The 19,469-nt window shown below is 64.8% G+C and carries 18 protein-coding genes; 4 read left to right on the top strand and 14 right to left on the bottom strand.

Going from position 1 to position 19,469, the window contains the following annotated elements; all coding sequences use genetic code 11:
* Positions 1–21: 21 nt before the first annotated feature.
* The 5 genes from AC07YZ_RS02660 to AC07YZ_RS02640 form a co-directional block, all read right to left on the bottom strand.
* A complete protein-coding gene (locus AC07YZ_RS02660) occupies positions 22–1,281 on the bottom strand; it encodes an acyl-CoA dehydrogenase family protein (RefSeq protein ID WP_226492857.1) in 1,260 nt (419 codons plus the stop codon).
* Positions 1,282–1,335: 54 nt separating this feature from the next.
* Complete coding sequence (locus AC07YZ_RS02655) at positions 1,336–2,421, bottom strand: phosphotransferase family protein (protein ID WP_494793600.1); 1,086 nt, start codon at positions 2,419–2,421, stop codon at positions 1,336–1,338.
* A 79-nt stretch (positions 2,422–2,500) separates the two neighbouring features.
* The gene (locus tag AC07YZ_RS02650; RefSeq protein ID WP_226492859.1) at positions 2,501–3,220 is read right to left on the bottom strand and encodes a Crp/Fnr family transcriptional regulator; all 720 of its coding nucleotides are present in this window, start codon (positions 3,218–3,220) and stop codon (positions 2,501–2,503) included.
* Between the two features lie 124 nt (positions 3,221–3,344).
* Complete coding sequence (locus AC07YZ_RS02645; RefSeq protein WP_226492860.1) at positions 3,345–4,124, bottom strand: oxepin-CoA hydrolase, alternative type; 780 nt, start codon at positions 4,122–4,124, stop codon at positions 3,345–3,347.
* Between the two features lie 130 nt (positions 4,125–4,254).
* Positions 4,255–5,775, bottom strand: a complete 1,521-nt coding sequence (locus AC07YZ_RS02640; RefSeq protein WP_494793599.1) for a 3-hydroxyacyl-CoA dehydrogenase — start codon at positions 5,773–5,775, stop codon at positions 4,255–4,257.
* 76 nt (positions 5,776–5,851) lie between these two features.
* On the opposite strand from AC07YZ_RS02640, the gene AC07YZ_RS02635 reads away from it, so the two are divergent.
* On the top strand, positions 5,852–7,888 hold the full coding sequence (locus AC07YZ_RS02635; protein WP_494793598.1) for a type IV pilus assembly protein FimV: 2,037 nt from the start codon (positions 5,852–5,854) through the stop codon (positions 7,886–7,888).
* Between the two features lie 75 nt (positions 7,889–7,963).
* Here the strand turns inward: AC07YZ_RS02635 and AC07YZ_RS02630 are convergent, their stop codons facing one another.
* The 9 genes from AC07YZ_RS02630 to AC07YZ_RS02590 all read right to left on the bottom strand — a co-directional run bounded on the left by AC07YZ_RS02630 (position 7,964) and on the right by AC07YZ_RS02590 (position 14,512).
* Positions 7,964–8,971, bottom strand: coding sequence for a D-2-hydroxyacid dehydrogenase family protein (locus AC07YZ_RS02630; RefSeq protein WP_226492863.1), 1,008 nt, complete (start codon positions 8,969–8,971; stop codon positions 7,964–7,966).
* Positions 8,972–9,088: 117 nt separating this feature from the next.
* Positions 9,089–9,469, bottom strand: coding sequence for a hypothetical protein (locus tag AC07YZ_RS02625; protein WP_494793597.1), 381 nt, complete (start codon positions 9,467–9,469; stop codon positions 9,089–9,091).
* 135 nt (positions 9,470–9,604) lie between these two features.
* Positions 9,605–10,291: a transcriptional repressor LexA gene (gene lexA, locus AC07YZ_RS02620; protein WP_494793596.1), complete on the bottom strand. Its 687-nt coding sequence runs from the start codon at positions 10,289–10,291 to the stop codon at positions 9,605–9,607.
* Between the two features lie 215 nt (positions 10,292–10,506).
* Positions 10,507–11,163, bottom strand: coding sequence for an adenylate kinase (gene adk / locus AC07YZ_RS02615; RefSeq protein WP_494793595.1), 657 nt, complete (start codon positions 11,161–11,163; stop codon positions 10,507–10,509).
* Between the two features lie 145 nt (positions 11,164–11,308).
* Positions 11,309–12,103, bottom strand: a complete 795-nt coding sequence (gene kdsB, locus AC07YZ_RS02610; protein WP_494793594.1) for a 3-deoxy-manno-octulosonate cytidylyltransferase — start codon at positions 12,101–12,103, stop codon at positions 11,309–11,311.
* Entirely contained in the window at positions 12,100–12,306 is a 207-nt protein-coding gene (locus tag AC07YZ_RS02605; protein WP_494793593.1) for a Trm112 family protein, read from the bottom strand. The genes kdsB and AC07YZ_RS02605 overlap by 4 nt, the downstream gene beginning before the upstream one ends.
* A gap of 38 nt (positions 12,307–12,344) precedes the next feature.
* Positions 12,345–13,421: a tetraacyldisaccharide 4'-kinase gene (gene lpxK, locus AC07YZ_RS02600; protein ID WP_494793592.1), complete on the bottom strand. Its 1,077-nt coding sequence runs from the start codon at positions 13,419–13,421 to the stop codon at positions 12,345–12,347.
* Positions 13,422–13,433: 12 nt separating this feature from the next.
* Entirely contained in the window at positions 13,434–13,874 is a 441-nt protein-coding gene (locus AC07YZ_RS02595; protein WP_226492870.1) for an ExbD/TolR family protein, read from the bottom strand.
* Positions 13,871–14,512, bottom strand: coding sequence for a MotA/TolQ/ExbB proton channel family protein (locus AC07YZ_RS02590; RefSeq protein ID WP_226492871.1), 642 nt, complete (start codon positions 14,510–14,512; stop codon positions 13,871–13,873). The genes AC07YZ_RS02595 and AC07YZ_RS02590 overlap by 4 nt, the downstream gene beginning before the upstream one ends.
* Before the next feature lie 368 nt (positions 14,513–14,880).
* Here AC07YZ_RS02590 and xseA point away from each other — a divergent pair, with 368 nt between their 5' ends.
* The 3 genes from xseA to AC07YZ_RS02575 all read left to right on the top strand — a co-directional run bounded on the left by xseA (position 14,881) and on the right by AC07YZ_RS02575 (position 19,443).
* Complete coding sequence (gene xseA / locus AC07YZ_RS02585) at positions 14,881–16,173, top strand: exodeoxyribonuclease VII large subunit (RefSeq protein WP_494793591.1); 1,293 nt, start codon at positions 14,881–14,883, stop codon at positions 16,171–16,173.
* 134 nt (positions 16,174–16,307) lie between these two features.
* The gene (locus AC07YZ_RS02580; RefSeq protein WP_226492873.1) at positions 16,308–16,889 is read left to right on the top strand and encodes a superoxide dismutase; all 582 of its coding nucleotides are present in this window, start codon (positions 16,308–16,310) and stop codon (positions 16,887–16,889) included.
* Between the two features lie 316 nt (positions 16,890–17,205).
* On the top strand, positions 17,206–19,443 hold the full coding sequence (locus AC07YZ_RS02575) for an NADP-dependent isocitrate dehydrogenase (RefSeq protein WP_226492874.1): 2,238 nt from the start codon (positions 17,206–17,208) through the stop codon (positions 19,441–19,443).
* Positions 19,444–19,469: the final 26 nt, after the last annotated feature.

The following is a 19,469-nucleotide window of genomic DNA, read 5'->3' as shown; positions in this document are numbered from 1 at the left end:
CTGGGACGGTGCGAGGTGGGTTCAGCAGCCGCGCGTGACCGGCATGTCCACCCCGGCCTTGATCAGGATGTGTTTGGCCAGCTCCAGCTTGGCGATCGACTGGCGGTGCACCTCGTCCGGGCCGTCGGCCAGGCGCAGGGTGCGCTGGCTGGCGTAGCTGTAGGCGAGCGGGAAATCGTCGCTCACGCCGCCGCCGCCATGCGCCTGGATGGCCATGTCGATGACGTCGCAGGCCATGTTGGGTGCCACCACCTTGATCATCGCGATCTCGGCCTTGGCCACCTTGTTGCCCACGGTGTCCATCATATAGGCCGCCTTGAGCGTGAGCAGGCGCGCCATCTCGATGCGGCAGCGCGCGTCGGCGATGCGTTCGTGCCAGACCGACTGGGTCGAGATCGGTTTGCCAAAGGCGACGCGGCTGTTGAGCCGCTTGCACATGAGTTCAAGCGCGCGTTCGGCCGCGCCGATGGAGCGCATGCAGTGGTGGATGCGGCCCGGGCCCAGGCGGCCCTGGGCGATCTCGAAGCCGCGCCCCTCGCCCAGCAGCAAGTTGCGCGCCGGCACGCGCACGTTTTTCAGCACCACTTCCATGTGGCCGTGCGGCGCATCGTCGTAGCCGAACACCGACAGCGGTCGCACCACCTCGATGCCTGGGGTGTTGGAGGGCACCACGATCATGGACTGCTGCGAATGCCGCGGTGCGTCGGGGTTGGTCTTGCCCATCACGATGTAGACGGCGCAGCGCGGGTCGCCCGCGCCCGACGACCACCACTTGCGGCCGTTGATCACGTAGTCGTCGCCATCGCGCTCGATGCGGCACTGGATGTTGGTCGCGTCCGACGAAGCCACCTCGGGCTCGGTCATGAGAAAGGCCGAGCGGAACTCGCCCTTGAGCAGTGGCTCCAGCCACTCGTCCTTGATGTCCTCGCTGGCGTAACGCTCCAGCGTTTCCATGTTGCCGGTGTCGGGCGCGGAGCAGTTGAACACCTCGGCGGCAAACGGCACGCGGCCCATGATCTCGCACAGCGGCGCGTATTCCAGGTTGGACAGGCCTTCGGGCGCGCGCGGGCTGCGCGGCAGAAACAGGTTCCACAGACCCGCGGCGCGTGCCTTGGGTTTGAGCTCTTCAATGATCGTGGTGGGAATCCATGCGTTGCCGTTCGCCCGATTGGCCGCGATCTCGGCAAAGAAGCGCCCCTCGTTGGGGTAGATGTGTTCGTCCATGAACGCCAGCAGGCGTTCGCGCATGTCCTTGACCTTGTCGGTGTAATCGAAGTTCATGAGGTTCCTTGGTGGGGTGATCTGTTCGGTGCAATGAATGGACGCGGGCTCGGCTCAGGCGCGTTGCGCAAATCGCCAGGCCATTTCGGCCAGGGGCCGCGCGCCCGCAGCAGATGAGACGGCCTGCGCGCTGGAGGCGGTGCCCATCTCGACCCGCTTGGCGATGCCCTGCAGGATGGCGGCCAGGCGGAACAGGTTGTAGGCGAGGTAGAAGTTCCAGTCGGCCTTGAGCTGCTCCGGCGTGGCAAAGCCCGTGCGCTCGCAGTAGAGCGCGATGTAGTCGTCTTCGGTGGGAATGCCCAGGGCCTGCACGTCCAGGCCGCCGATGCCGCGGAACGCCCCGGGCGGGATGTGCCACGACATGCAGTGGTAGCTGAAGTCGGCCAGCGGATGGCCCAGGGTGGAGAGCTCCCAGTCCAGCACCGCGAGCACGCGCGGCTCGGTCGGGTGGAACATCAGGTTATCGAGCCGGTAGTCGCCGTGCACCACCGATACCAGGGACTCGTCGCGCGCCATGGCCGGCACGTTCTGCGGCAGCCACTCCATGAGCTTGTCCATCTCGAGGATCGGCTGGGTGATCGAGGCCACGTACTGTTTGCTCCAGCGACCGATCTGGCGCTCGAAGTAGTTGCCGGGTTTGCCGTAGCCTTCCAGACCGATGGCCATCGGGTCCACCGTGTGCAGCGCGGCCAGGACCCGGTTCATCTCGTTGTAGATGGCACCGCGCTGCTCGCGGCCCATGCCCGGCAGGGACTGCTCCCACATCACGCGGCCGTCCACGCACTCCATGACATAGAAGGCGCGGCCGATCACCGATTCGTCTTCGCACAGCACGTGCATCTGCGCCACCGGCACACCCGTGCCATGCAGCGCACTCATGACGCGGAACTCGCGCTCGATCGCGTGGGCCGAGGGCAGCAGCTTGGCCACCGGGCCGGGCTTGGCGCGCATCACGTAGGCGCGTTGCGGCGTGATGAGCTTGTAGGTCGGATTGGACTGCCCGCCCTTGAACATCTCCACCGTCAGCGGCCCGGCAAAGCCGTTCAGATGGGCCGTGAGCCAGTGCTGCAGCGCCGCGACATCAAATGCGTGTTGTCCGGACACGGCGCGTGTGCCGGTGAAGCTCTGGGTATCGCTCATGCGCGGGTCTCGGTGGGGTTCGGGCACGCGCAACCCTGCGCGGAAACGAGGGACTCGGCCGTTGGCCGGGCCCGGTGGTTCAGGACTCGGCTTCGGCAATGCGCATCAGCATGTCGCGGTTGCGCACCACCAGGCCACCCTGTTCGATCCGGATGGCGCCCTCGCGCTCCATCGACTTGAGTTCCTGGTTGACGCGTTGGCGCGAAGCGCCCAGCAACTGCGCCAGCTCTTCCTGCGCCAGCTGCAAGCCGATGCGCATCTCGTTGCCGTCCGACAGGCAGGGCACACCGTAGCTGCGCACCAGATGCAGCAACTGCTTGGCCAGCCGCGCGCGCAGGGGCAGGGTGTTGAGGTCCTCCACCAGACCGAACAGCGTGCGGATGCGCCGCGCCTGCAGCCGCATCAGGGCCTCGTACAGCTCCACGTGCATGCTGAGAATTTTCTGGAAGTCGTTGCGGGCCACGCAGAGCAGGGTGGTCGCGCCATGCGCGTAGGCATCGTGCGTGCGCTGGTCGCCGTCGAACATGGCCACGTCGCCGAACCACACGCCCGGCTCCACGTAGGTCAGCGTGATCTGCTTGCCCGAGAGCGAGGTCGAACTCACGCGCACCGCACCCTTGGCGACCGCCGTCCATTCGGTGGGCGGGTCGCCGCGGGCGACGATGAGGTCGCCATCCTTGAATCGCTTGACGTAGGCGCATCGGAGTATGTCGTGACGCAGGGAAGGTGAAAGGCTGCTGAACCAGCGACCACTGTTGATCGCCTCGCGTTCTTCCATTGTCAGAATCGGTTCGTCCATCGGCTGTCTTATGAGTGACTGGGGGTGTGCCCGATTGTCGCCACTGCGACCTGCGTGGGCATCAGGGTTTGCATGAGCCGTGTCCCGCAAGTGTCCTTGCGGTCGCCGGACGGCGGTGCCTCGCTCAGAGGTAGTTGGCGCGGCGCTTGTCGAGGAAGGCCGCGATGCCTTCACCCGCGTTCGCGTGGTGCAGGTTGCGCACGAAGTGGTCACGCTCGGCGCCGAGCTGGGCGTGCAGCGAACCGGTCATCGCCTCGTTGGCGAGCTCCTTGATGCTGGCCAACGCGTTGGGCGCGCGTGCATTGAGCCGTTCGCACAGCGCCAGCGCGTCGCTCAGCGATTCACCCAGGGCGCTCACCTGGTTGATCACACCGAGCTGCTGCAGCCGCTCGGCGCTGATGCGCTCGCCGCCCATCAGCAGCTGCAGCGCCGTGGCGCGGGGCAGGGCGCGCATCAGGCTCCAGGTGGCTCCGCCGTCGGGCGAGAGGCCCACGTTGCTGTAGGCCATCACGAACACGCTGTTGTGCGCCGCGACCACGAGGTCGCAGGCCAGCGCCAGCGAAAAACCGGCGCCCGCGCACGAGCCTTCGACGGCCGCCACCACCGGCTTGGGAAAGGCGCGGATGGTTTCGATCCAGTTGTGCAGACCTTCGATGCTTTGCGCCTGGACCTCGGGCGGCTGCTGGCGGTTGTCCATCAGCCGCTGCAGGTTGCCTCCGGCGCAGAAGTGGTTGCCCTCGCCGGTGATGACGACGCTGCGCAGCTCCGGGTTGTTCTCGGCCACGTTGAGTGCCTCCACGCCAGCGGCGTACAGGTCCGGCCCCAGGGCGTTGCGGTGCTCGGGGTTGCTGATGGTCAGCACCATGGTCTGGCCATGGCTGTGGCTTTTGAGGCTGGCGGTCATGAGGCGTATGGCGTTTTCAGGAATCGTTGGGATGTTGCGTGACGGCATCCAGCGCACACCACGGAGCGGGCTTTGCCAGGCCGTCGGTGTGCTCCCCTGGCGGGAAGACGCGAAGCGGCGCAGGGTGGGGTTACACCTCCTCGTGCGTCAGGCTCAGGCCCAGCGCGCCGCGTCGGCGCAGCCAGGGAGACGGGCGGTAGCGGGGATCGCCATACACCGTCTGCAGGTTGAACAGGATCTCCAGCACGTTGGTGGGGCCGATGCGGTCCCCCAAGGCCAGCGGTCCCATGGGGTAGCCCAGACCCAGTGTGACCGCCACGTCCAGGTCGGTCGGCGAGCAGATGCCCTGTTGGCACATGTCGGTGGCGATGTTGACGATGGTGGCCACCACGCGCTGCGTCACGAAGCCACCGCTGTCACGGATCACGCTCACCGCTTTGCCATCGCGGGCAAACAGGGCGTGGGCGGCATCGCGCATGTCGGGGCGGGTGGCCGGGTTGGTGGCCAGCACCCGCCGTCGCGTGGAAGCATCGTCCAGCATCATGTCGATGCCGATCGTGCGGGTGGCGTCCAGCCGCTCCACCGCAGCCAGCGTGGTCACGTCCAGCCCCAGCGGGGCCACCAGAATCAGCGCGCTGGCGGAGGGCGTCGCTGCGGTTTCGATGCTGGCACCCAGATTTTTCAGCAACTGGTAGAGCTCGGCGCGCCGAGCCGCCTTGGGTGAAACCCAGACCGGCGGCAGCGCCGACACCACGGGCGCGGGTGGCTCGGCAGGCATCTGCGCTGCACCGTTGTCGTAGTTGTAAAAGCCCTCACCCACTTTTTTCCCGACCACCCCACCGGCCAGCCGCTGGGCCGTGATCACGCTGGGGCGGTAGCGGGGTTCTTCAAAGTACTGGTGGTAGATGGATTCCATCACCGGGTGCGACACGTCCAGCGCGGTCAGGTCCATCAGCTCAAACGGGCCGAGACGGAAACCCACCTGGTCTTTCAGGATGCGGTCGATGGTGGCGAAGTCGGCCACCTTTTCCCCAACCACACGCAGTGCCTCGGTGCCATAGCCCCGACCCGCGTGGTTCACGATAAAGCCGGGGGTGTCTTGTGCCGATACAGGGGTATGTCCGAACTGGCGTGCGTAATCCATGAGTTGCTGGCACACGACAGCGTCCGTCTTCAGGCCGGCAATGACTTCCACCACCCGCATCAGGGGAACAGGATTGAAAAAGTGAAAACCCGCCAGTTGGCCGGGCCTCTTGAGCCCTGCGCCAATCGCCGTGATCGACAGCGACGAGGTGTTGCTTGCAAGCACCGTTTTGGGCCCGACCAGATTCTCCAGATCGGCGAACAGGCGCCGCTTGATGTCGAGCTTTTCAACGATGGCCTCGACCACCAGATCGCAAGGGGCCAAGGCTTCCCAGGCATCGGCCAGGCGAACGCGGGAAATGCAGGCATCGTGCTCGGCCTGGTCCAGTTTTCCCTTGGTCAGCAGCTTTTGCCAAGTGTCCCGCAACGCGTTCAACGCGGCGTCGGCGGCACCGGCTTGGGTATCAAACAGCAGCACCTCGCTGCCCGCCTGGGCACTCATTTGAGCGATGCCACGACCCATGGCACCGGTGCCCACGACGCCGACGGTTCTGAAAACAGATTGCATATGAAAGTATTATTTGGGTCGAAATCGCGGCAAGCTATGACAGAATGTTCCGACAAAGAAATGAAGGGTCTCTGACGTGCGCCAGATCTGGACAGCCTGTATTTTGCTATCAACTGCTTTGAGCAGTTCGGCGGTAACGTTGGGAAGGCACAGTGGGGCGGCCGTGATCGGGCGTCCACTGGACGTGCGAGTACAAGCCCTGTTGAGCCCGGGGGAGGATATCGCCGCGCTGTGCATACAGGCCGAAGTGCTGTACGGCGACGCCCGGGTTTCTGCGGGATCGGTGCGCAGCACGCCCCAGAGATCCGCTCCCGACGCCGAAGCTTCGGTGCGTATCCAGTCGAGCGAGCCGGTCACCGAACCCATTGTCACGATCCAGGTGCGGGCGGGTTGCGGTACGCCATTCACACGTCGCTACGTCTTGCTGGCCGACCTGCTCAGCGAACCGGCCAGATCGGCTGCACCGAGTCCCTCGGCGGCAGAGACCGGCGCCATGGCCTTGCCGTCGGCTTCTTCCGTCGCCGGAGTCCCCGTGGGGGCAGCGGCACCGGCGGCGCCTGCGAGGCGGTCGGATGCCGCCGCGAGGGCGACCGGTCCTGGCGCATCTGGCGCACGACCGGCCCGACCCCGCCTCCCCAGCGTGGTGCGTCGACCGGTGGAACCCGCGCAATCTACCGGCCCGCGCCTGCAACTCGATCCCTTGGACCTGAGCCTGAACATCGAGCGCGATCCGGTGCTCCGACTTTCACCCTCCCTGCTCAGCGAGCCGACCGCTTCTGAGGAAGAGCGCGCCGCGGCCGGCTTGCTGTGGAAAGCCATCAATGCGTCGCCGGAGGAGATCCTGCGCGATGCCCGGAAGATGGCGGTGCTGGAGGCCGAGGCCAAGGGCCTGCGAGAGGAGGAAACCCGGAGCAAAGCGGTCATCAGCGAGCTCAATGCCCGCCTGGAACAGGCCCGTTCACAGCGTTATCTGAACGGGCTGGTGTACCTGCTCGGGGCCTTGTTGTTGCTGGCCCTGCTGGCGTTGCTGATGCTGTGGCGGCGCAAAGGCCGGCAGGTCACGGATTCCGAGGCTTCCAGAGCCTGGTGGGCGCCCAGCGCCGCCAGCAAGGCCGAAAGGCGTCCGGTGGTGCGCGCGGGCGTTCCCAGGAACGAGTCCCTGGACATCGATCTGAATCTTGACCGGGAATCCTCGTTCGATGAGTACAGCCCGTTGTCCGAGGTGGGTGTTGAAAGCGTGCCGGGACTGAGGCCCAAGGACAAACGCGAGTTCGCCCCGAGTCTGATCGGTGTTTCCCGTTCGGTGGCGACCGAAGAGCTGTTCGATGTGCAGCAGCAGGCCGATTTTTTCATCTCTCTGGGCGAGGACGATCAGGCCATCCAGGTGCTGCGCCACCACCTGACTGAGAGCCAGGAGCCCAGCGCGCTGGCTTATCTGGACCTGTTCAAGCTGTACCACAAGCTCAACCGTCGCAAGGACTACGAAGGGCTGCGCGAAGAGTTCAACCGCATTTTCAACGCCGGTGCACCACCGTTTGATCAGTACACCGATGAAAGCCGTGGCCTGGAGGCGTATGAGGCCGCGTTCAGCCGTATCCAGGCGCTGTGGCCAGGTCCCAAGGTGCTGGAAGTGATCGAACAGTCGATTTTCAAAGAGCACAACGACACGGAAGCCGAGGTTTTCGATCTGGAGGCTTATCGTGAGCTGCTGTTGCTGCATGCGATTGCCAAGGAGATAAACCAGCACGAGCCGGATGCGCCTCAACCCGTCAACGATTTTCATCACACGGCCATGCAACCGCTCAAAGCAGCGGGCAGCAAGGCGCTGGCCGCGTCTGTGTTTGACCGCCAGACCGAGCCACTGGATCTGGCGCCACCGATCTCACCGCGCCTGGGGCTGGATGTGGATCTGGACGAACTGGCCGAGGTGTCTGCCTTTGAGGCTTCACTGCCCGAGATCGCAGCGCCGGTGGAGCCGTCCGCTCAACCGGTGCCTGCGCCCGGTGATCCCTTGTTCAAGGCCGCCGAGGGCAATCTGATCGATTTTGAGGTTCTGGACTTCATGCCCCCCGACGGCGAGTCGCAGAACAAACCGGCCGACCAGAAGAAGTGACGTCGGAAAAAAGAAAACGCCGGGTCAGTTCGGCGTTTTTTATGTCCGGGGGAATCCCCGGCGTTCGTCGATGCTTCAGCGGCGCACCTGCAGCGCACCCGGGTTGACGATGTTGGTCGGCGTGCCTTTGATGTAGCTGACCACGTTGTCAAACGCGGACGCGAAATAGGTTTCATAGCTCTCCTGCTCGACATAACCAATGTGTGGCGTGCAGATGCAGTTCTCCAGACGCAGCAGTGCGTGGCCCTGCAGGATCGGTTCGGACTCGAACACGTCCACGGCGGCCATGCCAGGACGGCCACGGTTCAGGGCCGCCAGCAGGGCTTCGGGTTCAAGAAGCTCGGCGCGGGAGGTGTTCACCAGCAACGAGGTTGGCTTCATGCGGGACAGGTCCTCCAGCGTGACGCTGCAGGCGTTGGTTTCGCCCAGCCGCAGATGCAGCGTCAGCACGTCGGAAGACTCGAAGAGATCGATCTTGTCTTTCGCGGTTTCGTAGCCATCGGCCGAGGCCCGCTGCCTTGAGGCCTCGCTGCCCCACACGATCACCCGCATGCCAAAGGCCCGGCCGTACCCGGCCACCAGCTGGCCAATGCGGCCGTAGCTCCAGACCCCCAGGGTTTTGCCTCTGAGCACCATGCCCACCCCAAAGTTGACAGGCATGGACGACGACTTCAGGCCGGCCTGTTGCCAGGCACCATGCTTCAGGTTGGCCACGTATTGGGGAATGCGCCGCATGGAGGCCATGATCAGGGCCCAGGTCAACTCGGCTGTGGCAAAGGGCGCGCCCACGCCCTCGGCAACGGCAATGCCCCGTTCGGTGCAGGCATTGACATCGATGTGCCCACCGACCCGACCGGTCTGCGCGATGAGCTTGAGCTTTGGTAGCTTTTCGACCAGTTGGCGGGTGATCTGGGTTCTCTCCCGGATCAACACCAGCACGTCGGCGTCGCGCAAGCGGATGGATAGCTGCCCCACGCCTTTGACGGTGTTGGTGAAGACCTTGGCCGGATAGGCCTCGAGCTTTTCGGCGCAACGCAGCTTGCGGACCACGTCCTGGTAGTCATCGAGGATCACAATATTCATGGGGCTATTGTGCCCGCATGGTCATGCCTTACCGCACCGGAACATGCCCTGCGATCTGGCCCCGATCAACACAGCGAGGATGCGGCAAAGATCGGGGGCGGCGGAACCGATCTCGGCTCAGGTGGGGCGGGCCTCGGCTTGATGCTCCAGCGCGGCCAGTCGGTCGAGTTCGGCGCACACATCGCTGATGCGGCCCGAAATCACCAGGCGCGGACTGTTGCGGTCGCTGGCGGATGCGCCGTCCGAACGGAGCACTCTCACGTGACAGGCCCGGTGGACAACTGGCGGCTGAATGGCTCTGTTGCCTGTGGCCATGCGGTTGTTGGCGGCGGGGGCCGAAACATCCATGGCACGGCCCAGCCAGCCTGCGCGGGTGAAATGCCGCACCACCTGCGACATGGTGCGCGGTGTGGACGGGCGTTGTGGGGCGGCCGGCAACCAGCAGTCGATCAACTGCAACGGTGCGCGCCAGGTGTTGGTGGTGAAGCGGATTCCCATGCGAAACTCCAAAAAGGGGTTGAACACAGGCAGGATTGCGAGTGGGGCCGCCAGCGCAGGGATGTGCCGGGCCCGTAAATTTCACGAGTCCGGCCAAACGCCCGCCACCTGCTGAGGCGACATGGACCCGGTGGGTCAGATCTGGAAACTGTTGCGGATCAGGCCGACAGCCAGGCCTTCGATTTCAAAGGGTTCGCCCGGCTCGACCACGATGGTCTTGTAGTCCGGGTTTTCGGCGTGCAGCTCGATCAAATGCTGGCGTCGCATGAAGCGCTTGACGGTCACATCGTCGCCCAATCTGGCCACCACGATCTGGCCATTCTTGGCCTCTTTGGTGGCTTGCACGGCGAGCAGGTCACCGTCGATGATGCCCACGTCTCGCATGGACATGCCGCGTACCTTGAGCAGGTAGTCGGGCGTGTGCTGGAACAGACTGCGTTCGACATGGTAGGTTTGATCAACATGTTCCTGGGCCAGGATGGGCGAGCCCGCCGCAACACGGCCAACCAGGGGCAGCATCAACTGCGACAGACTGGGTAGGGGCAGCGTCATCTGGCGCCCACGCGATTCGTTGATGGACTGGAGGTCTTCGCTGCGCAGCCGGATGCCGCGCGAGGTGCCGCTGACCAGCTCGATCACGCCTTTGCGCGCCAGCGCCTGCAGGTGCTCTTCGGCCGCATTGGCCGACTTGAACCCCAGTTCGGTGGCGATCTCGGCCCGGGTGGGTGGCGCACCGGTGCGCGCAATGGCGCTCTGGATGAGTTCCAGAATCTGTTGCTGGCGGGCCGTGAGCTTGGGCGGATAGAACGCAGACTCGATCATGGAAAACCTCTTGTAGGGCGTCGGGCGCAGGCAGGAATGTGTAGCAAAAGGGGCGGAAAGCAGCTCCAGCGCGAATGGTGCCGGATGGGGCTGTCTTCTTATCCAGTAGCTGTATTTTTAACCAGTTTCAAAGTCTTTGCAAGCGAGGATTGAAAAGAGAGCGGACAACAAAAAGCCCGGCGTCGGGCCGGGCTTGAGGCGGGGTGGTGTCGGACTTACGCCGACAAGGCCGCAAAGGCGCGGGTGGTGATGTCGTCCACCGAACCCATGCCGCTGATGGCGCGGTATTTGGGCGCGGCAGCGGCATCGGCTTTGGCCCAGTTGCTGTAATAGTCCACCAGCGGGCGGGTTTGCGCGCTGTAGACCTCCAGGCGCTTGCGGACGGTTTCTTCCTTGTCGTCCTCGCGCTGGATCAGCGGCTCACCGGTCACGTCATCAAGGCCGGCCACTTTGGGCGGATTGAATTTGACGTGGTAGGTACGGCCCGAGGCGGGGTGCGAACGGCGGCCGCTCATGCGCTCGATGATGGCGTCGAACGGCACGTCGATTTCGAGCACGTAGTCCAGTTTCACGCCGGCAGCCTTCATGGCGTCGGCTTGCGGGATGGTGCGGGGAAACCCGTCGAACAGGAACCCATTGGCGCAGTCGGGCTGGGCGATGCGTTCCTTGACCAGATTGATGATGAGATCGTCGCTCACCAGAGCGCCCGATTCCATGACGGCCTTGGCCTGTTGGCCCAGCGGCGTGCCAGCCTTGACGGCGGCGCGCAGCATGTCGCCCGTGGAGATTTGGGGAATGCCGTATTTCTGGCAGATGAAAGTGGCTTGCGTTCCTTTGCCGGCACCCGGAGCGCCCAACAGAATCAGTCTCATCACGTTCCTTTTCAGAGTTTCAATGCGGAGGCCACGTGTCTCTCGTGGCGGCCCCCTGGGCCGGGAGCCGGGGGCGACCGGTCGAGGATAGCACGGGCATCCCGGGCCCCGGCTTACAGCCAGCGGGCCGGTTTTGAGCGTGAAATCAGCGTGCGCCGAGCAGGGCGCGGACCCGTTCCAGGTCTTGTTCGGTGTCCACGCCGGGCCCGGGTGCTACCGGGCTCAGATGCACCGCAATGCGCTCGCCATGCCAGAGCACGCGCAGCTGTTCCAGCGACTCAGTGATTTCCAGTGGTGCGGGTTCCAGCCCGGGGAATCGGCGCAGAAAGCCGGCGCGGTAACCGTAGATGCCGATGTGGCGCAACGGCGCCGGCGAGGGGAGGGTGTTGTTCAGCGCCGCCCCATCGAGCGCCGCCATGCCGTCGCGCCACCAGGCGATGGGTGCCCGGCTGAAATACAGTGCGGTCTGGGTCCGGTCCAGCACCACTTTGACCACATTGGGATTGAGGAAGTCGGCCATGGAGTCCACTGGGTGCGCGGCGGTGCTCATGACACAGTCGGGGCGGCGCTGGAGCTCGGCCGCCACCGCGTTGATCAACGCGGGCTCGATCAGTGGTTCGTCGCCCTGCACGTTGACCACCGCTTCATCGTCGGCCAGACCGAGCAGGGCGCAGGCTTCGGCCAAGCGGTCGCTGCCCGAAGGGTGGTCGGTGCGGGTCAGCAGGACCGGGATGCCATGGGCCTCGCAGGCCTGCACGATGCGGGCATCGTCCGCGGCCACCACGCAGCGGGTGGCGTGGCTCAGCCGCGCGCGCTGGGCCACGCGAACCACCATGGGCAAGCCCGCGATGTCGGCCAGGGGCTTGTCGGGCAGGCGGCTCGACGACAGCCGGGCCGGAATCAGGACGGTGAAGCCCGTGTTCTCGGCGGGGCGGCTCATGGAAGCGGTGTGGGAACCGGTGGGCGGGCCGCTTCTTCCTCGGTCAGGGTGCGGGCCACGTGTTCGAGCAGGATCGGGATGCCATCGCGCACCGGATAGGCCAGACGCGCGCTGCGTGAGAGCAGTTCCTGTTTCTCGCGGTCGTAGATCAGGGGGCCTTTGGTGACCGGGCAGACCAGCAGTTCAAGCAGTTTGGTGTCCATGCCGAGATGATAGTCGCGGCCAGCACGGGCCATGCGTCTCAATGCCGGGTTTTCAGGCGAGCCAGATGCGCACCGATGGCGGCGAAAAATGCCGGTTCGGGCGCGAGTTCCAGCGGTATTGCCCAGACATTGGCAAGGACCTGAGTTGCGCCGTCGGGACGCAGGGCAAACAGCTTGACCGCATCCTTTTCGGTGCAAACCACCGTGGTGGCCGGGAGCGCCAGCAGGGCTTCGTAGACCGACTGATCCGCATGGTCGGGCAGCGCCACCTCACGGGCCAGCGTGAGTCCGCGCGCGCGCAGCATGTCAAAAAACACCGCGGGGCGGGCAATGCCAGCCACGGCGGTCAGGGCCTGGCCTTGAAGCGCCTCAAGGGAGATTCGCTGATCGCCAACACCCACGGCGTGGTCCGCCAGGCGGCGCACCGCATGGAACACGGGCACCCCCGCAGCCGATGGAACCCCGGTGGCGGGATGGTCTTCTCGGCGCTGAATCAGCACCAGATCGGGGCTGAACGGTGTGCCTGGGGCGGGGGGCCAGGGCTCGCGCAACAGCCCGGCGGGCAACAGCCAGCCGTTGCCGGTGCCACGCTCGTCAAACACGGCGATGCTCAGATCGCGCGCCAGCGCCAGATGCTGCAGCCCGTCGTCACAAAGCAGCACGTTCACTTGCGGGTGCGCCGCGAGCAGCGCTTGCGCGGCGTCAACCCGGCGCCTGGCCACGAAAACCGGCACTCCGGTGGCGCGGCGGATCAGCGCGGGCTCGTCGCCGCTATCCGCTGCGGGGGTGTCTGGCCCGACGTCGATCACCCGCTCACTGTGGCGGCCGTAGCCGCGTGAGATCACACCAGGATGCCAACCGAGTGCACGCAGGTGCTGCACCAGCGCGATGACCGTGGGGGTTTTTCCCGCGCCGCCCACGACCACGTTGCCCACCACGATCACTGGGACGGGCAGACGTCCGGGCCTGAACACGCCGACGGCGTACAGCCAGCGCCGCAGGCCCGTGAGCACGCGGTACAGCAACGAGAGCGGCCACAACAGCCTGGCCCGGGGGCCGCGCTCCTGCGCCGCAGCCAGCCAGCGCGCTTGCCGGTCGGCTGGCCCTGGGTTCATGGGGAGAGAGGCTCAGGACTTGCCGCGGGCAGCCTTGGCGCCGGAGGACTGCTGGGTGGCAAAGGTGATCTGAACCAGGCCTGCGCGCCGTGCAGCGTCCATCACGTTGATGACGGACTGATGGGTGGCCGCCGCATCGGCGCTGATGACCACCACCGCCTCGCGGTTGTCCTGGGCCGACAGCGACAGCGCGCGCGTGAGCATCTCGACCCCGTTGCCTTCGAGCAGCTGTTTGTTGATCGAGTAGCGCCCATCGTTGCTGACCGAGACGATCACTTCCTTGGGATTCTCACGCGGCGCCTGCGCGTCGGCCACCGGCAGGTTGACCTGCAGCTCGGTGAACTTGCTGTAGGTGGTGGTGAGCATCAGGAAAATGAGCACCACCAGCAGAACGTCGATGAACGGGATCAGGTTGATCTCGGGCTCGTCACGGGAACCGGGTCGAAAGTTCATTTGCGCAGGCTCAACAAATGCCGCACGAAGCGCTCGGCCGCCAGTTCCATGGCCAACAGGTATTCGTCCACGCGGGCCCGGAAATAGCGCCAGAAGATCAGCGCGGGAATGGCGATCATCAGACCGAAAGCGGTGTTGTAGAGGGCGATCGATATGCCGTGGGCGAGCTGGGCGGGGTTGCCACCACCAGGCACGGTGCCCATGCCGCCTTCACCGCCTTGCGAACCGAAGATCTCGATCATGCCGATGACCGTGCCCAGCAACCCCAGCAAAGGCGCGGCCGAAGCGATGGTAGCGAGCGCACCCAGGTAGCGCTGGAGCTTGGCGGCGGCCTGGCGGCCCGCGATCTCGAGGTTGGCGCGCAGATCGTCTTCGGTGGCTACCGGGTTGCTGTTGAAGGTGCGGAACCCGCTGGCGAGCACATGGCCCAGCACCGAGTTCTGTTCCAGCTGCTTGACCACGTCCGGGCCGGGTATGCCGTTTCGCGACACCATGATCGCTTCATCGAGCAGTTTGGGGGGGGCGATTTTGGCGGTTTTCAGGCTGATGAAGCGCTCGATGACGAGGGCCATGCCCAGCACGGAACAGAGGATCAATGGCCAGATCGGCCAGCCGGCGGCTTGTATGATGGAAAGCAAATCAGGGCTCCAGGAAAGGCCGACGCGTTGCGGCCGAAGGGCGGTCCGGCGATTATGGCTCAGCCTCCAAAGCGGTCGGCTCCAGCGCAGACCAGCGCGCCGTAGCCCAGCAGATGCCATCCCCACCATCGCACCGCCGAGGGGCCCGCCGCGATGCACAGATTCTGTGGATAACTTTGTGAAGAACCCGGTCCATCCCACCCCTCAAGCCGCACCAGGCCTCGTTCCAGACAATTCGATGACAAAACAGGCAACAGAAACTGCTTTGATTTCAAGGGCTTGGCGCTCGGACCCGGTGGCGTGCGGTCTTTTGGGGTGCACCCCAAGAAATCACGCGGATTGTGGACACATTTGGTCTGGAGAGCCCTGTGTCTGAGCCATTTTTTGATTCCGATGCAGTGTCGGCGCGCCGTGTCTGGGCGGTTGGGCCGCTCATGCGTGCCATTGCTGACACTTTGTCCGCGCGCTTCAATCCGGTGGCGGTGCGTGGCGAGATTTCGGGCTTCTCGCGTGCGGCCAGCGGGCATTGTTACTTCTCGCTCAAGGACGACACCGGGCAGGTGCGCTGCGCCCTGTTTCGCCGCTCGGCCGAACAACTGAGCTTTGCCCCGCGCGACGGGCAGGTGGTGGAGGCCCAGGGAAAACTTGACGTGTACGGTCCGCGCGGCGACCTGCAACTGATCGTGGACAGTCTCAAACCGGCCGGCCAGGGGGCGCTGTTCGAGGAATTCCTGCGCCTCAAGGCGCGGCTTGAAGCCGAGGGGCTGTTTGATGCGGCCAGGAAACGGGTGCTGCCACCCCAGCCGCGCAGCATCGGCGTGGTCACATCGCTGGGGGCGGCGGCGTTGCGCGACGTCATCACCGCGCTGCGTCGGCGGGTTCCGCACCTGCCCGTGGTGGTGTACCCCGCAGCGGTGCAGGGCGCACAGGCACCGGCCGAACTGTGTGCGGCGCTGCAGACCGCCTACCGTCGCCACGAGGAAACGGGTGAAAGCGCCGTGCTGCTGCTGGTGCGGGGTGGCGGTTCGCTGGAAGACCTGTGGTCGTTCAATGACGAAACGCTGGTGCGCACCGTGGCACGGGCCCCCATGCCCGTGGTGTGTGGGGTGGGCCACGAAACCGACTTCACCCTGGCCGACTTCGTGGCCGACCTGCGCGCGCCCACACCCACGGCCGCGGCCGAGCTGTGTGCCCCCGCACGCGAGGCGCGCCTGGGCGAACTGGTCTATCTGAGCGAACGTCTGGCCGAGGCCGCCTACGGCGCCATCGACCAGCGCGCGCAGCGACTGGATCGGCTCGGCCAGCGCCTGGGCAGGCCTTCGGGTCGGCTGCACGAGAGCCGTCAGCGGCTCATGGGTCTGCAGCACCGGCTGCAGAGCGGGCTGTTGCTGGCCGCACAGCGTCAGCAGAGCCGGCTGCAGTCCTTGCAAACCGCCTTGCCGCAGGCCTTGCGGCGCGCGCAGGATCAGCACAGCGGGCGTCTGCAGCGTCTGGAAGCCGCCCTCGGTCTGCTCGATCCACGTCTGGTGCTGGAGCGGGGCTACGCGTTCCTGACCGACGCGCAGGGCCAGGCCTTGACCCGCGCGGCGCAGGCCCGGGCGGGGCAGGCGCTGCGGGCCACGCTCGCCGACGGCGAACTGGGCCTGACGGTGGATTCCTGAGGGTGTGAACCCAAGAAACCCTGATATCTGCTGTCCCTTTGTGCGTGCCTACAATTCGCGATCGTCTTGCTGGAGGGCTTCGCGTCCGGCCCAGCTTTCTTTCCCCACAACAAACCCACCTACGAGGAACCTCCATGGAACACACCTTGCCCGCACTGCCCTATGGCCTGGACGATCTGGCGCCCCACTACAGCCGCGAAACGCTGGAGTTCCACCATGGCAAGCACCACAACGCCTATGTGGTGAACCTGAACAACCTGCAAAAGGGCACCGAATTCGAGGCCATGGACCTGGAGTCCATCATCAAGAAGTCCAGCGGCGGCGTGTACAACAACGCCGCCCAGATCTGGAACCACACCTTCTTCTGGAACTGCATGAAGCCCAACGGCGGCGGCGAGCCTTCCGGTGCGCTGGCTGCGGCCATCAATGCCAAATGGGGCAGCTACGCTGCCTTCAAGGAAGCGTTCGTCAAGAGCGCCGTGGGCAACTTCGGTTCCGGCTGGACCTGGCTGGTGAAGAAGGCCGACGGTTCGGTCGACATCGTCAACATGGGCGCTGCCGGTACCCCGCTGACCACCGGCGACAAGGCCCTGCTGACCGTGGACGTGTGGGAACACGCCTACTACATCGACTACCGCAACCTGCGTCCCAAGTTCGTCGAAACCTATCTCGACAAGCTGGTGAACTGGTCGTTCGCTGAAGCCAACTTCGCCTGAAGTCGTTTTTTGCGCTGACAGAAAAAAGGCTCGGAGGCCATGCCTTCGGGCCTTTTTTGTTGCCGGTGGGTGCGGCGTGGCGGGCGGCCAGACCGGCGCGAAAAGGGACCCCGATCTCCTGGATCGAGAGGTCGTTATCGTCGATTCGAGAAAAAAAAGTTGGTCACACGGACTCAATAGTTCGCATTGTGAGATGGCGGTTCAAAAAGCGGGGTCTGGGTCAGTGCACTGAAAGCAAAATTGCGGACTATCCGCCGATTCGGCTGGCCTGCCACGCGAGCCAGCGGGATGCCTACAACGATATCTGGAGAAAACCGTGAGCAACCAGCAACCCACCATCATCTACACGCTGACCGACGAAGCGCCGCTGTTGGCCACCAGTGCCTTCTTGCCCATCATCCGGGCGTTCACCGCACCCGCTGGCGTCAACGTGGTGCCCAGCGACATCTCGGTGGCGGCGCGCATTCTGGCCACGTTCCCCGAATGCCTGACCGAAGCGCAACGCGTGCCCGATGCGCTGGCCGAGCTGGGCAAGCTGACGCATCGGCCCGAAGCCAACATCATCAAATTGCCCAACATCAGCGCCTCGGTGGGGCAATTGGTCAGTGCCATCAAGGAACTGCAATCCAAGGGTTACGCGCTGCCCGACTATCCCGAGTCGGCCAAGACGCCCGAAGAAGAGGCCATCCGCGCCCGCTACGCCAAGTGCATCGGCAGCGCCGTCAACCCCGTGCTGCGCGAAGGCAACTCGGACCGCCGTGCGCCCAAGGCCGTGAAGGAATACGCCCGCAAGAACCCGCACAGCATGGCCGAATGGAGCCAGGCCTCGCGCTCGCACGTCTCGCACATGCACGCCGGCGACTTCTACCACGGCGAAAAGTCGATCACGCTGGACCGCGCGCGCGACGTGAAGATGGAGCTGATCACGAACAGCGGCAAGACCATCGTTCTCAAACCCAAGGTTTCGCTGCTCGACCGCGAGGTGATCGACAGCATGTTCATGAGCAAGAAGGCGCTGGAAGCGTTCTACGAGAAAGAGATCGAGGACGCCCACAAGACCGGCGTCATGTTCTCGCTGCACGTGAAAGCCACCATGATGAAGGTGTCCCACCCCATCGTGTTCGGCCACTGCGTGAAGATTTTCTACAAGGACGCTTTCGCCAAGCATGGCGCCTTGTTCGACGAACTGGGCGTGAACGTCAACAACGGCATGGCCAACCTGTACGACAAGATCGCCACGCTGCCACAGAGCAAGCAGGACGAGATCAAGCGCGATCTGCACGCCTGCCACGAAGGCCGCCCCGAACTGGCCATGGTGGACTCGGCCAAGGGCATCACCAACTTCCACTCGCCCAACGACATCATCGTGGACGCGTCCATGCCCGCCATGATCCGCAACGGCGGCAAGATGTGGGGCGCCGACGGCCGCCTGAAGGACGTGAAGGCGGTCATGCCCGAGTCGACCTTCGCCCGCATCTACCAGGAGATCATCAACTTCTGCAAATGGCATGGCGCCTTTGACCCCAAGACCATGGGCACCGTGCCCAACGTGGGCCTGATGGCCCAGCAGGCCGAAGAGTACGGCTCACACGACAAGACCTTCGAGATACCCGAAGATGGCGTGGCCAACATCACCGATCTGGCCACGGGCGAGGTGCTGCTGAGCCAGAACGTGGAAGCCGGTGACATCTGGCGCATGTGCCAGGTCAAGGACGCCGCCATCCGCGACTGGGTCAAGCTGGCTGTGACCCGGGCGCGCAATTCCGGCATGCCCGTGGTGTTCTGGCTGGACCAGTACCGTCCGCACGAGGCCCAACTGATCACCAAGGTCAAGATGTACCTGCACGAGCACAACACCACCGGTCTGGACATCCAGATCATGAGCCAGGTGCGTGCCATGCGCTACACCCTGGAGCGTGTGGTGCGCGGTCTGGACACCATCAGCGCCACCGGCAACATCCTGCGCGACTACCTGACCGACCTGTTCCCCATCATGGAACTGGGCACCTCGGCCAAGATGCTGTCGGTCGTGCCGCTGATGGCCGGCGGTGGCATGTACGAAACCGGCGCTGGTGGCTCGGCCCCCAAACACGTGCAGCAGCTGGTGGAGGAAAACCACCTGCGCTGGGATTCGCTCGGTGAATTCCTGGCGCTGGCGGTCTCGCTGGAAGATCTGGGCATCAAAACCGGCAACAACCAGGCCAAGATTCTGGCGAAGACGCTGGATGCTGCCACCGGCAAGCTGCTGGACAACAACAAGAACCCGTCGCCCAAGACCGGTCAGTTGGACAACCGCGGCAGCCAGTTCTACCTGGCCATGTACTGGGCCCAGGAACTGGCCGCGCAGTCCGAAGATGCGGCGCTGGCCGCTCATTTCGCACCGCTGGCCCAACGACTGACGGCGAACGAACAGACCATCGTGGCCGAGCTGGCGGCGGTGCAGGGCAAGCCGGTGGACATCGGCGGGTACTACAAGCCCGACTTTGACAAGCTGGCCGCCGTGATGCGTCCGAGCCCCACGCTCAACGCGGCGCTGGAAACCGTTTCCGCTTGAGGCACTGAAGGCCGCCCCACCGTTCA

Source organism: Hydrogenophaga sp. GW101-3F08 (genome assembly GCF_059424585.1).
The sequence above is the reverse complement of the archived record's forward strand: the minus strand, read 5'-3'. Positions and strand labels throughout refer to the sequence as shown.